Annotated in this window: 12 protein-coding genes; 3 read left to right on the forward strand and 9 right to left on the reverse strand. The window is 33.6% G+C overall.

Features of this window, described 5'->3' with window-relative positions; all coding sequences use genetic code 11:
* Positions 1–390: 390 nt before the first annotated feature.
* The 3 genes from KPL75_RS00610 to KPL75_RS00620 all read right to left on the reverse strand — a co-directional run bounded on the left by KPL75_RS00610 (position 391) and on the right by KPL75_RS00620 (position 4,079).
* Entirely contained in the window at positions 391–1,977 is a 1,587-nt protein-coding gene (locus tag KPL75_RS00610; RefSeq protein WP_219918971.1) for a hypothetical protein, read from the reverse strand.
* A 426-nt stretch (positions 1,978–2,403) separates the two neighbouring features.
* The gene (locus KPL75_RS00615) at positions 2,404–2,853 is read right to left on the reverse strand and encodes a DUF6884 domain-containing protein (RefSeq protein ID WP_219918972.1); all 450 of its coding nucleotides are present in this window, start codon (positions 2,851–2,853) and stop codon (positions 2,404–2,406) included.
* A gap of 20 nt (positions 2,854–2,873) precedes the next feature.
* Positions 2,874–4,079, reverse strand: coding sequence for a peptide ABC transporter permease (locus KPL75_RS00620; RefSeq protein WP_219918973.1), 1,206 nt, complete (start codon positions 4,077–4,079; stop codon positions 2,874–2,876).
* Between the two features lie 156 nt (positions 4,080–4,235).
* Between KPL75_RS00620 and KPL75_RS00625 the strand changes: the two genes are divergently transcribed.
* Entirely contained in the window at positions 4,236–4,424 is a 189-nt protein-coding gene (locus tag KPL75_RS00625) for a DUF4017 family protein (RefSeq protein WP_219918974.1), read from the forward strand.
* A gap of 29 nt (positions 4,425–4,453) precedes the next feature.
* On the opposite strand, the gene KPL75_RS00630 is transcribed toward KPL75_RS00625, so the two are convergent.
* From KPL75_RS00630 to KPL75_RS00650, 5 genes are all read right to left on the reverse strand, one after another.
* Complete coding sequence (locus tag KPL75_RS00630) at positions 4,454–6,109, reverse strand: M3 family oligoendopeptidase (RefSeq protein WP_219918975.1); 1,656 nt, start codon at positions 6,107–6,109, stop codon at positions 4,454–4,456.
* 107 nt (positions 6,110–6,216) lie between these two features.
* Positions 6,217–7,191, reverse strand: coding sequence for a manganese-dependent inorganic pyrophosphatase (ppaC, locus tag KPL75_RS00635; RefSeq protein WP_375141022.1), 975 nt, complete (start codon positions 7,189–7,191; stop codon positions 6,217–6,219).
* A gap of 105 nt (positions 7,192–7,296) precedes the next feature.
* Complete coding sequence (locus KPL75_RS00640; RefSeq protein ID WP_219918977.1) at positions 7,297–7,962, reverse strand: lytic polysaccharide monooxygenase; 666 nt, start codon at positions 7,960–7,962, stop codon at positions 7,297–7,299.
* Positions 7,963–8,385: 423 nt separating this feature from the next.
* A complete protein-coding gene (locus tag KPL75_RS00645) occupies positions 8,386–8,901 on the reverse strand; it encodes a DinB family protein (protein ID WP_219918978.1) in 516 nt (171 codons plus the stop codon).
* 254 nt (positions 8,902–9,155) lie between these two features.
* Entirely contained in the window at positions 9,156–9,659 is a 504-nt protein-coding gene (locus tag KPL75_RS00650) for a GNAT family N-acetyltransferase (protein WP_219918979.1), read from the reverse strand.
* 107 nt (positions 9,660–9,766) lie between these two features.
* Between KPL75_RS00650 and KPL75_RS00655 the strand changes: the two genes are divergently transcribed.
* Both KPL75_RS00655 and KPL75_RS00660 read left to right on the forward strand, forming a co-directional pair.
* Positions 9,767–10,408 (forward strand): HD domain-containing protein, encoded by a 642-nt coding sequence (locus KPL75_RS00655; RefSeq protein WP_219918980.1) that lies wholly within the window; start codon positions 9,767–9,769, stop codon positions 10,406–10,408.
* A 61-nt stretch (positions 10,409–10,469) separates the two neighbouring features.
* Complete coding sequence (locus tag KPL75_RS00660) at positions 10,470–10,766, forward strand: ribosome small subunit-dependent GTPase A (RefSeq protein WP_219918981.1); 297 nt, start codon at positions 10,470–10,472, stop codon at positions 10,764–10,766.
* A gap of 270 nt (positions 10,767–11,036) precedes the next feature.
* Here the strand turns inward: KPL75_RS00660 and KPL75_RS00665 are convergent, their stop codons facing one another.
* Complete coding sequence (locus KPL75_RS00665; protein WP_219918982.1) at positions 11,037–12,527, reverse strand: alanine/glycine:cation symporter family protein; 1,491 nt, start codon at positions 12,525–12,527, stop codon at positions 11,037–11,039.
* Positions 12,528–12,632 lie beyond the last annotated feature (105 nt).

The raw sequence follows: 12,632 nt of genomic DNA on the forward strand, positions 1-12,632 counted from the left end.
CGTCACGTTTACGATTGCGACGGCAATCATCACAATCACAGTCACGTTTACGTCTACATCTACCAAACATTAAATCATCCCAAAATCTATTACAATCTCTACGTCTACAACCACAATTATTACACATGAATATGATTCCCCCTAATACAATATTAGAATTCATCATATTCTATGTTTAAAAGCGTAAAAAGGCTTGTTTGCTAGTCTATATTCTAGTTTTAAAACTAGTGTTATAAGTATTACACTTTCTTACATAAACAAAGGAAAAACAACAAAGAAAAAGCTGACACAGCTCAGCGAAAAACACTGTTGTATCAGCTTTTGATTCTCACATTGTGCTGTATTGATATTCACACACACTTCAGGTGAATGGTTTTATCATTTTTTCTTTTAGTTACTTCCTTTCCATACACCATCTGCAAACTTTCCTGAATGTACAACTTCCCCATCTTTGTCATAAAGCGTGCCTTTACCGTTGTATTTTCCCTTTGCATACGAACCCTCATATTCTTTCTTTCCGTTTATATAGCTTGTACCCTTACCGTGATACTCGTCATTCTTAAAATCACCTTCATATGTAAGGGTGGTTTCGTCTCTATAACTTTTTCCTTTGCCATTTAATTCGTCGCCTTTAAAATTTCCTGTGCGGGAAACAAATGTGTCCATAGGGACAGTTTTCTCCTCAGTAAAGACGACACCTGTATGTTCGTTCTCTCCCCATGCTGATAACATTTCATCATTTTTTTCTAAATAACGGTAAGATCGTTCTGGCACTTCCTCTCCTAAGGAAGTAGAAATCACATCAATGAATAAAACCGGATCATGTTCGTTTCCTTTTCCCTCGTATTCTCCATCTTTGAAGTATCCTTCATATGCTAAATAAGGAGGAAGATTGATGCCATTTGAAATAAATTGTTTCAGTGCATAACTTTCTTCTGTTCTTTTGAAACGCAATCCAAAATCATCAAAAAAACCTTTATTAAAATACCCTGCATAATATAAGTCATAGCTTTCGTTTCCTTCTTTGTATAACGCTCCAATTCCATGCGGTTTTCCGTCCTTGATTTTCCCGAAATATAGGAACGTGTCGTCGTCACTTGTTTCAAAACTCGGTCCAGTAAACCAATGATCATGCTTCGCCATTTTTTCTGGTTTAATGGATTCTTTTTGTTTTTGAATCGTATCTAATATCTCTTTCTTTTCTTTTTCAAAATTATAGCCATTTTTCGTTTTCACTGGCGTTACTTTTTTTTCTTTTTCTTTCTGCTCTTTCTTTTCTTTTTTCTCCTCTTCTTTTCTCAATTTTTCTTCTGTAGCTAATTCTTCCTCTTTCTTTTTCTTTTCTTCTAAATCTTTTTGTTTTTCCTCATTTTTCTTTTTTTCTGCAGTTTCTTTTTTTTTCTTTTCCTCTTCTACAGCTCTTTTTTTATTCTCTTCTTCTCTTTTCAACTTTTCTTTTTTCTCTTGTTGCAACTCTTCTTGTTGTTTCTTTTTTTCTTCAATACTTTTCTCTTCTTGCTTTGCTAAAGCTGTTTCACTTTCTTTTCGTAATTCTTTTTGATATGCAGATACAGTGTCTCCTGGCATTTTCCCAATGAAAAAACCAAGAACCATTAGAATTACAAAAGCTCCCCCATAATAGGTACTCACCTGTCGACGTGTTCGTTCATATTCATCTTTCCAAAAAATCGCCCATTTTGGAAACAACAAACCAACTAAGAACCCTATGAGCGTAAGGAATAATAGACCAATACAAAGCATTTGCATGAACCCTTTGAAAGTTGAAATTGTAAAAAATATTGAATAGAACGCGAATAGAATGAAAACAAATATAGTGATACTATAAAATTTAAGAACTTCCTTTCTTGTTTGCTGCTCAGGATTCTTCCAAAACAATCCCTTTTGTGGTTTTATTAATCCTATACATAAACCTAAAGCAAGAACGATTAATAATAGAAAAAGTAACAATAATAGCATTATAGGATACATCCTTTCTTCAAAACATAAAATAAAGTGAATAATTTCCAATCTATACAATAATATATTTCGTTATTCATTTTTATAAATCCAAATGAAAATTTCAACAACATAGTCCGTTAACTTTTAAACTGGATTCTATTTTCTAACTTCCCATACTTATACAGGTTTAATTGAGATAACTGCATACTCACAATTAAGTTAGTTATCCCATGTACTTACATTTGTCCCTATTATGGAATACATAAAAAGTACCCACCCAATTGTTATTCGCATACTAATTGGATAGGTACTGCATTACACATGCTTAATTTTTTTCTTACTTTACAGACATTAGGTTTATATATTTAATCTCTAGAGCAATTCGCAATGACAAATTCGAAAAGACCCTTAAACTGTGACCAATCACATTTAACAGCCATCCCCCTATAACTCCTTCCCTTCCCCCACAGCCCCCTTCAACCTCTGCAACATATACCCAATTCCTTTACACCCAGCTAGCGGATACGTAATAATTTCTTCTGGATATAATTGTGTCACTACTTTCTTATGCTTCTTTCCTGCTAGTAAAACAATTTCATCAAACTGATGCAAGTCTTTTTCAATCATCTGTTGTTTTAATTGTTCAATACTAATAATCTCATCGCTCTTTGAATCAAAGGCAAGATCATAGTTTTCTAGTACAATATCATTTGGTCTTAAAAACCCATGCTTTGCCGATAATATAACCCGATTCTCGAAAAACATAGTTGCATACGCCTGACATGCTCTTCCAAACGGACTAATGTATACATCTTTCGCCTCCATCGGTCCGTAATCCGGATACTTATCCCAAATCTTCTTTTTTCCACATGGAATTATGCATAACCTTTTCATTTATATTTCTTACCTCACTTCTAACTTTTTAAATATAAAAATATAGAACCCTCTACTTCTTCATACTCAGCTTCTATATCTCCAATTCCCACTACGTTCCAACCATTATTTGTTTCTATCGGCTTTTCATTCATTATAATATGAACTTGTGTTATATTTTTAAAATCTTCTTCAAAAGATGATAAAACAGGCTGATTTATCATATATGTTTTATTACGTATACTTACACTTAAAAAAGTTTTATGTAATGCTTTATTTCCGTTTAAATTTACCTTCATTGGATTAAACGAATTTAATTTTATATTGCCTATAATATACAGATGATACCCTTTCCACTCATAAAAGTGGTTGAAATCCTTGTTTTTTTCGTTTTGTACAAAATGAAAGATTTGCTTCGTTTCTTTACTTATTGCAATTTCATTATTTAAACTTAAATCCACATTTATATTTTGTTTTAAAAAAGCATATAACGATTTATCACTATTAAAGAAGCATGTTTTCCATTCAGGAAGGATTTCATCTAATAATAAACATAAAAGCATTCCTGAGCTATAGCAGCTCCTTCTAATGTTACAATTAGCATCATATGTATCTAAAATAAATCCGCTATATTTTCGTAACGTTTCGCTTTCATCACTTTTACATACTGCAATGTAAGAGTTCATTTCAACATACCAAGCAGGCCCCTCTATGCTTTCAACCATACATTCATATGTTATAAACTCTTCTTTCATAAAACTAGTTCTTTGCTCCCTTAGTTCAATAAATTGTTTAATATAATTATTTTTCTCAGCTTGTGATTTACAATGAACAGCATCATATAAACAAATTCGTTCTCTATTTCGTAATTCTATATTTTCTTCTGTTATAGGATATTGAAATCCTAAAGACTCATTTGGAAATCTACTTTCTTTATTCAAATATTGATAGCAATGAAAAAGTTCATGCACCACAATCGCAAGTAAACTTTCATAGTCTTTATACCTATTCATATTCACGATTGCAGTTGGATAATCTTTGAATAAAATACATGTATCACCTTTAAATTGTTCATCCCACTTTAATACGGTATACTCATCATCATCTTTCAAAAATAGAGGATGATGAAATACATACACATGTTCATCATTATATAATGCAAATGCAGCCCCCATAAAACCAGGCCATAGTTCATACAATAAATCCATATTTATATCTTGATTTATTTTATTTAATATATTGTCCATTATATCCCCACCTATTTCATTCTACATATATCACTTCTACTCCACTTAAAAATAACCCTTTTATTCAAAAAACTGTAAAAAACATATCCCTTATCCCAAATTATAATGTATTATATAAATATATGTGTATTGATGTTATTAAAAGGAGGTGAACATATGAAGAATCTTCTCCCTGCACTAGTACTCTATATTATTATTTGCATAATCGCTATACTTGCTCCAGCGTCTCAAGGCTATAATCATGTTAGCTGGAAGTTGTTTGTTGCGCAAGCGTACGCAATACCTATTTTCATTATTGCTGCTATTATTACATTTTATATAAACAAGAAAAAGTCTTACGAATAAACGTTTTTAAGGATAGCTAAAGGCTATCCTTATTTTAATTCGTTAATCAGATCCAGAATAGCGCTAGCAGTACTTTCTATCCTTTCTTCCGAAAAGTCAAACTTAACACCTGTATTTTCATATATTTCCTGTATAGATAAATTCCAATCTGAACTCGCTCCCACTTTAAAGAAAGCAATCGCTTTTTCTGGATCTTCCCGATAAATTTGAAACAATTGCATTGCTCCTATTTGTGCAATTGCATATTCAATTTTATAAAAAGGAAACTGAAAATAGTGAAATGGCTCTAACCAGCTTGCACCGATTTCATACTCTAATCCTGCAATATCGACCGATGAATATTGATACCTTTTACATAGTTCAACATATTTCTTACCACGCTCTTCTGGTGTATGGTTTGGATTTGTATAGAGCCAGTGTTGGAATACATCTCCTGATACTGACGACATTAATAAAGACAACGTACGAAACAATTGTACTTGCTGCACTTCCTTATACTCACCCTCTTGCTTATAAAAAATATTAAGCTTATCCATTAATAGTAACTCAAGACTAAGGGAATAAAGTTCAGCCACCTCTTCACGAAGATATCTTTCCTGCATGCTACTTTCATTGTTAAATTGTTTATAAAAATGTAATGCATGCCCTATTTCATGTATTAGTGCATTAATTGCATAAAATGAAGGACTAAAATTAGAATACACAAAAACATCTTTACTATGAGGTAAGGTAAAACAAGCAGCTCCTGGCGCTTTATTTTCTCGTTCTTCTACGTCAATTAATCCCGCTTTCCTTATATGAGTAAATTCCCCATGAAAGCACGAATCTGTCTTCCGTAACATTTCTTCAACCCCACCCAATAAATCAATGGAATTTTCAAACGGAATTTTTTGCAAATTACAAGGAGCAAGATCCCAAGGGCGGTACGTTTTTACACCGAGATTCTTTTTGAAATGACTTCCTAACTGTTTCCAAATTGGTACAACATACTTCTCTATAGATTCATGAAGCTTATAACAATCTTCAATACTGTAATCTCTATTTTTTTGTTTAAAAGCATATTCACTATAATTATTAAATCCTGCATTTAACGCTATCTGATTCCGTAATTGTACAAGTTCCTTCATAATACAATCTATTTCTATTTTCACTACACTTCTTGCTTCGCATAAAGCATACCATGCCTTTTCTCGAATAGCTCTATCTGGGTTATCTAGCTGTGCTTTTACGTATGCATACGTCTTTTGTTCTTCTTCCCAATGAATAGCTATGTTAGACATTATTTCTCTATACTTCGTTATAAGCTCTTGCTCTTTAATGGAAAGAGCAATGTTCTTTTCATTAAATATTTTACTTTTCACCAATCTTGCTTTTTTCATAAATCCATATTTCTGCTCATCTAATAAATCGACAAACGGACAATCTTTAAATTTCTGGTCAAATTTTGCATTGTATCTTTTTAAAAGTGGTTGAATTGTATTTTGATTATACATATGTAAATCACGTAAATTACTATCGTCTGCATCTCTATATATAGCAATTAAACTATTAGTTAACTCCTCTTCTATTTCAGCGTTTAAACACTGTTCATCCAAAAGCCAACTCTCTAATTCTAAAACAGAAGTAATATTCCGCTCGAAAAGTGCCTGTAATTTACTTTTCGATGTTTCCAAATCATTAAACATACACAATCCCCCTGTTTTTAATTTCAATTTTCTGTTTTTTATAGATAGAAAAAGACAAGTAGCCAATCCGACTACTTGTCTTTTCTGTTTATCCGTACTCAATAATATTAAGCTTGGAATGTTTCTGTTAATACAGGAACGATTTGTTTTTTACGAGATACAACACCTTTTAAAGTAGCTGTGTTGTTTTGTAGTGTTACGTTGTATGCTTTCTCAACAACGTTTGATTCTTTACCGATCGCAAGACCGACAGAATCGTTAGTTAAGATATCAGTTACAACGAATAAGAATAGGTCTAAACCTTTTTCTTCTACTACTGCAGAGATAACTTTTTCAAGTTCCGCTTGGTGTACAAGAACGTCGTTTGTATCAACAGCGTTTACTTGTGCGATTTCAACTTTCGCATTACCCATTTGGAATTCTTTAGCGTCAAGAGAGATTAATTGCTCCATTGTTTTTCCGCTTAAGTCAGCACCAGCTTTTAACATTTCTAAGCCGTAGCTATCTGCATCTACACCAGCGATTTCCGCTAATTCACGAGCTGCTGCTACGTCTTGTTCTGTGCAAGTTGGAGATTTGAATAGTAAAGAATCTGAAATAATTGCAGATAACATTAAACCTGCAACTTCTTTACGAATTGCAACGCCATTTTCTTTGTACATTTTGTTTAAGATTGTAGCTGTACATCCAACTGGCTCACAACGGTAGTAAATAGGATCGCTTGTTTCAAAGTTAGCGATACGGTGATGGTCAATAACTTCTAACACACGAACAGATTCGATATCGTTAGCACTTTGTTGACGCTCATTATGGTCAACTAAAATAACGTTGTCCACTTCGTTTGCTACTGTCTCAACAAAACGCGGTCCTTCTACTTTAAAATGATCTAAAGCAAATTGAGTTTCACCGCTGATTTCGCCTAAACGTACAGGCTCAGCATTCATTCCTAATTCTTTTTTCAATTCTGCATAAGCAATCGCAGAACAAATTGCATCTGTATCTGGGTTTTTATGCCCGAAAACTAGTACTTTTTCCATGATTTCCACCTCTTCATGAAAAGGATATCTTAAAGAAGCAAATATGACAATATTTAAAGCCGAATTTTTTATAAATAATTGTACTTTCTTCTATATTTTTCATAAAAAAATCATCTAAAATGAATTAGATGATCAAAATGTATATTTAATTTAAAATAGTGTAGGAACTTGCACTACATTGTTAAACGCAAAATTGGAATTTAAACCATTATTCACAAGGTTCACATCAATAACTTGATAAAACGCATTTCCAGTGTCCGCGATCTCCCAAACAGCTAAAATAAGATGGTAACCACTACGATCAGTTGGTACATTTGCTTCATGCGTTACTGTTGTCCCCGGTCTAACTCCGCCATCATTTTTCACATAGAACGGCACTAAATCTAAACTAGACCTTGTTAAAGGCATATTTGGATTCCAATCCTTCTTTGTAATGTAGTATTTCCATTCTTTCGTACTATGAGGAGCCGTTAGTTTCCACTTGAATGTATTCGTCCCGCCGTTTAACGTAACTTTCTTCCACCTATCTACTGATTGAGCGTCTAAAGCAGGAAAATGACCAGCACCTGCAATTTGTCCATCAGAAGGTCCTAATTGCGGAAAGCCACCTATTCCTTCTACACTTTGTGGTTCATATTGAACTGGACCGCAATTTACATTTATCCCTTGCTTACATAAATAGGATCGGCTCGCTGGTGATTCTACATACCCATGAGCTGAAGCCTTTTCTGAAAATCCAAATGTTAATAATCCCGTAAGTAATATCCCACCACTTAACATAACCTTTTTCATCTTTTGTAAACTTGTCTTTTTCATTCTTTCATCCCCTTCCCAAAAATGAAACGAAAATAACTATAGTTGCCTAGTCATCTTCTCTACATCCATTATAAGTGGAGGAGTATTACTAAAAGAACCCTCTAGAAACTTTCTCAAATTCGTTTAGCTACAAAAATATCAATTCTTCTTCACATTTTAATTACCAGTTATCAAATCTATTATTTATTTTGTCGTTTTATTGTTACATACTTATAACACCGTCTGAAAATACAAACGGCGTTAAAGTGGTTAGTGATTACTTACAATTATATATCACAGTGTAGCTTTGAAAAAAGTTTGATTAAATTAACTCTATACACCTAGATAAAATAATAAATAGAAAAAGTGGATTTTGAAAAAGATTGATCATTTCTTGATACTTGTGCCATTAAAGCGTACAATTACGAAATTGGCAAAGGTAGTCTAGTTACCAAATAGCCCTCTCCCTCTCAGGTTTGCGGAAACTGGCTCCTTTCCTACCTCACGCGCCCATATAGATAACTGGCCGATATGGTGGATTTCGTGGACAATGACATGACGTATTAACTCTCCGTGTGTACATTCGATGACCCGGCGCCTAATTGGTGCGTCTCTTGAGCTAATCGGCTCTTCGTTGAAGTCAGCTTTTGAAAGTTTCCGAGAGTCCATTTCATTTGTCCAAGAGGTCACAAATGGCTTCACTTTCTCGTGGTATTGAGCTGAAAGATTTCTCACTTTTTGTAAGCTGGCATACTCTTCAAACAATGGCTCCTCAGGGACTGATTCACCGCGCAACCCTAAGATCCACATATATTCCACATCTACAATATGAAATAAGGTATGTAGTATACTGCCGAACCCACCGACCCGTTTCTTTACTAGTTCTTCAGCCGATATGTCTTCGCACCATGTAAACCAATCATCACGAACTTGCCAGTTATATTGAAACAGTTTCAACATCACAGCAACCTCCATCTTTTAGATTAACATTAAATATTCACCAAAAGACTTCAAAATTCCTATTTAAATAATACCTCATAAAAGCCTGTTAAAACCTTATACAAACTGGCCCTCAAATTGAACATTCAATATGAAGTTAAAGAATGAAAAGAAAAACCCTATTATACAGGGGGGATCAATCTTTTTTACAAATCAACACTCAGACGTAACAACAAATTTGTCGTTTGAATATATCTCTCTTTTTAAATAAAAAACTACATCATTTTATAATAAATAACCGTTGCATCTAACTCACCATTCGGAGAAATTGCATACCCCGGTATTCTGCCGGATTCTTGATAATCTAATGACTTATACAATCTATTAGAAGGGTCTCCTTCTCTAGTATCTAAAACTAAAAGAGACCTATTTTCTTGCTTTGCCCGTTCTTCTGCTTTTTGCATAAGTAAACGCCCAATACCATTTCGTCTAAAATTCGGGTGAGTCATTAACTTGCAAATCTCAGCTCTATGGGTCCCGTTAGGCTTTGTAACTAAATGTAATTGAACACTTCCTGCCATTTCATTGTTTATTTTAGCAACATACAATATCACTTCTGGTGCTAATACAGTTTGCCAATAATTTGTTGCTTCTTTTTGTTCCAGTGGAGATAAAAAACCAATTGACGCCCCATCATCTACTACATTTTTCAAAAGTTTAGAAAGCTCTTCAATATCATTTTCTAGTTGCTTCATTTCTTCAATTACTAAATTTCGCATTACTTTTCCCCCTTTTGTTTTTATTTTAACAATTTTTATAGCAGGAATAATTAAATATTAAGATGAAATTAATTAAGATACGATTTTTTTAGAGAAAGGATCACTATATGAAATATATATTAGAAAGGAAATACGCAAAAGAATTACTGGATTGGGCATATGAACAAAACCCAGGTCCTTGGTTCGAACATTCAATTAATGTTGCCGATGCAACTGAAAAAATAATTGTAGAACTTATAAAAAATGGGTATGACTTAGATGTTGACATAGCATACAATGCCGCTCTCCTGCATGATATAGGAAGATATAAAGGTTTTACTAAATCTGTTATTCATTCCTATGATGGTTACATGTATATGAATGATTTAGGGTATACAGGAAACGCCGTTATATGTGTGACGCATTCATTTCCTTGCAAAAATGAGCATATAGATATCGCAGCAGAGTGGAGCCTTGTTCCCGATTATATGGAAAGCCGGTTAATTGAAATATTGAATGAGAATAGTGACTATGACTTATACAATAAAGTAATTACTCTTTGCGACGCTCTCGCTGATGCGGATGGTTTTACTACGCTTGAAAGAAGATTGGTTTCTGTTGGTTTACGTCATGGCACAACCTCTCATACCTCTTTACATTGGAAAGGATTCTATACAATTAAGAATGAATTAGAATCTTTAATTGGGAAGAGCATATACACTCTTCTCCCTGATGTAGAGAAATCAATTTATAAGAATACAGAATATTAAAATAAACATAACTTAAAAACGATACAATTTGTAAGTATGCTTCTAAAAAACTCATTTAAAAGTGGAGGGATTACTTATTAGTAAAATAGGATTTGACTTAATAAATCATGAAGGTAACTTAAATATTGGATATGAAGATATAGTTCTTATCTCTAGGAAATGTAAATTTTCTAACTGTTCGCATACAAATGAGCCACACTGCGCGGTTAAAAAAGCCATCTCTGACGGTACACTTTCTGAAAAAGTAGTTAATAGTTATTATAGAGATGTAAATGAGGCACAATATGTTTTTAAACAGAGGAATAAAACAAAAGCTCTCGATTATATGAAACAATTAAAACTCTTTCAAAAAAATTAGGCTAAAATAAAAAGCTCTCCTTACAAGCTTATTTTAAGGAGAGCTTTCTCACGTTTAATGACTTTGACTTTTCAATTCCACCATACACACTTGCATTAGAATCCGCTCTCAGCACATTTTAGTTCTCCAGAAATTACAACTGAGACATAACAAACTTCTAATACCCCTTTACTAAGATCAATACAACCTTTTGTTTAAGGTCAAAAAAAACCATAGATAACCTCAATTAAAGAGTGAATTTTCAGTTTTTTCATTCTAGAATTTGCATGTTTAAAATTTAACACTATCATCCGCCGATACTTTTTCTTTAGAACTTTTCCTTTCAACCTCTTTACTCCGCTCTTCCCAAATCGTTAAACCTTCAATTCCTACTTTTTTAGGATCAAAAACCGGATCTTTCCCTTCTTTTTTCTGCGTTTCATAGTCTTTTAACACTTTTAATGCAGTTTTGCTTAACAATAGGATTGCTATAAGGTTTAACCATGCCATACTACCAATTCCTAAATCTCCAAGGTTCCATAAAAACGAAGCTGATTCTACACTACCGATGTATACCATTATTAAAAATCCAATTTTTAATAATGGTTTTAACCAGCTATATTTGAGCCCACGATCTAAATAAGTAAGCGTCGTTTCAGCGATATAGTAGTAAGCTAGTAAAGTTGTAAATGCGAAGAAGAAGATTGCGATTGAAATAAATATTGGACCAAATCCAGTCATAACAGTTTCAACTGCTTGTTGTGTATAAATTGGACCAGCTTCCACATTCCCTATATTTTGTACAATAGCGCTTTTCCCTTCAGGTATAACATTATACATACCTGTTATTAAAATCATGAGAGCTGTCGCTGTACATACTACAATTGTATCGATATATACAGAAAACGCTTGAACTAACCCTTGTTTTGCAGGATGCGATACTTCAGCAGCTGCAGAACTATATGTTGCTTCTCCTACACCAGCAACGTTTGAAAATACTGCTCGCTTTACACCCCAAGCAATAGCTGCACCGACGATACCGCCAAACATTTCATTTACACCAAATGCACTTGAGAAAATTAAAGCGAACATACTTGGAATTTCTGTTATATTTGCAATTAAAATGATGCATGTAACAATTACATAGCCAATTGCCATAAAAGGTACTAACATTTGTGACACACCAGCAATTCTTTTTACTCCACCAAAAATAATCGCCGCTAGTAACACAACTAAAAATATACCCGTTACATATTTACTAATACCGTTAGAATTTTCAAATCCAACAGCGATACTACTCGATTGAATACCTGGTAATAAAACGCCGTATGAAAGTGTTACAACTACCGCTACAATGACTGCAAACCATTTCATTTTCAAACCTTTCTCAATGAAATATGGTGTACCACCGCGATATTCATTTCCTACTTTACTTTTATATACTTGTGCTAATGTTGATTCAACAAATGCGCTAGCTGCTCCTAATAGAGCCATCATCCACATCCAAAATACAGCTCCAGGTCCACCGAAAGCGATAGCTGTCGCGACCCCCGCGATATTCCCTATTCCAACCCTTCCTGATAGAGCCAAACAAAATGCTTGGAAGGATGATATTCCAGTCTCTGAACTTTTCCCTTCAAAAAGTAGCTTAATCATCTCTTTAAAATAACGAATCTGTAAAAAACGAGTCGCAATGGTGAAATACACTCCTGCCCCTAATGCGAAAACAACTAAACCAATACTCCACACTTGCCCTACTAACCATTCTACTAACTTCTCCATCCAAATCCCCCTTATCATTCTTTTGAAAAAGTAATTTTATATATAAGAAAACGGACAACCTTTATCACACATTCCAGTTGTCCGCTTCTCTTACTATTTCATCAT

The organism is Bacillus sp. NP247 (assembly GCF_018966865.1).
Lineage (GTDB): Bacteria > Bacillota > Bacilli > Bacillales > Bacillaceae_G > Bacillus_A.

Excerpts from the sequence above, each read along its gene's own strand:
- KPL75_RS00645 (WP_219918978.1), bottom strand. The coding sequence starts at position 8,901 with ATGTTGAAACTGTTTCAATATAACTGGCAAGTTCGTGATGATTGGTTT.
- KPL75_RS00615 (WP_219918972.1), bottom strand. The coding sequence starts at position 2,853 with ATGAAAAGGTTATGCATAATTCCATGTGGAAAAAAGAAGATTTGGGAT.
- KPL75_RS00620 (WP_219918973.1), bottom strand. The coding sequence starts at position 4,079 with ATGGACAATATATTAAATAAAATAAATCAAGATATAAATATGGATTTA.
- KPL75_RS00640 (WP_219918977.1), bottom strand. The coding sequence starts at position 7,962 with ATGAAAAAGACAAGTTTACAAAAGATGAAAAAGGTTATGTTAAGTGGT.
- KPL75_RS00610 (WP_219918971.1), bottom strand. The coding sequence starts at position 1,977 with ATGCTATTATTGTTACTTTTTCTATTATTAATCGTTCTTGCTTTAGGT.
- KPL75_RS00665 (WP_219918982.1), bottom strand. The coding sequence starts at position 12,527 with ATGGAGAAGTTAGTAGAATGGTTAGTAGGGCAAGTGTGGAGTATTGGT.
- KPL75_RS00625 (WP_219918974.1), top strand. The coding sequence starts at position 4,236 with ATGAAGAATCTTCTCCCTGCACTAGTACTCTATATTATTATTTGCATA.
- KPL75_RS00630 (WP_219918975.1), bottom strand. The coding sequence starts at position 6,109 with ATGTTTAATGATTTGGAAACATCGAAAAGTAAATTACAGGCACTTTTC.
- KPL75_RS00655 (WP_219918980.1), top strand. The coding sequence starts at position 9,767 with ATGAAATATATATTAGAAAGGAAATACGCAAAAGAATTACTGGATTGG.
- KPL75_RS00650 (WP_219918979.1), bottom strand. The coding sequence starts at position 9,659 with ATGCGAAATTTAGTAATTGAAGAAATGAAGCAACTAGAAAATGATATT.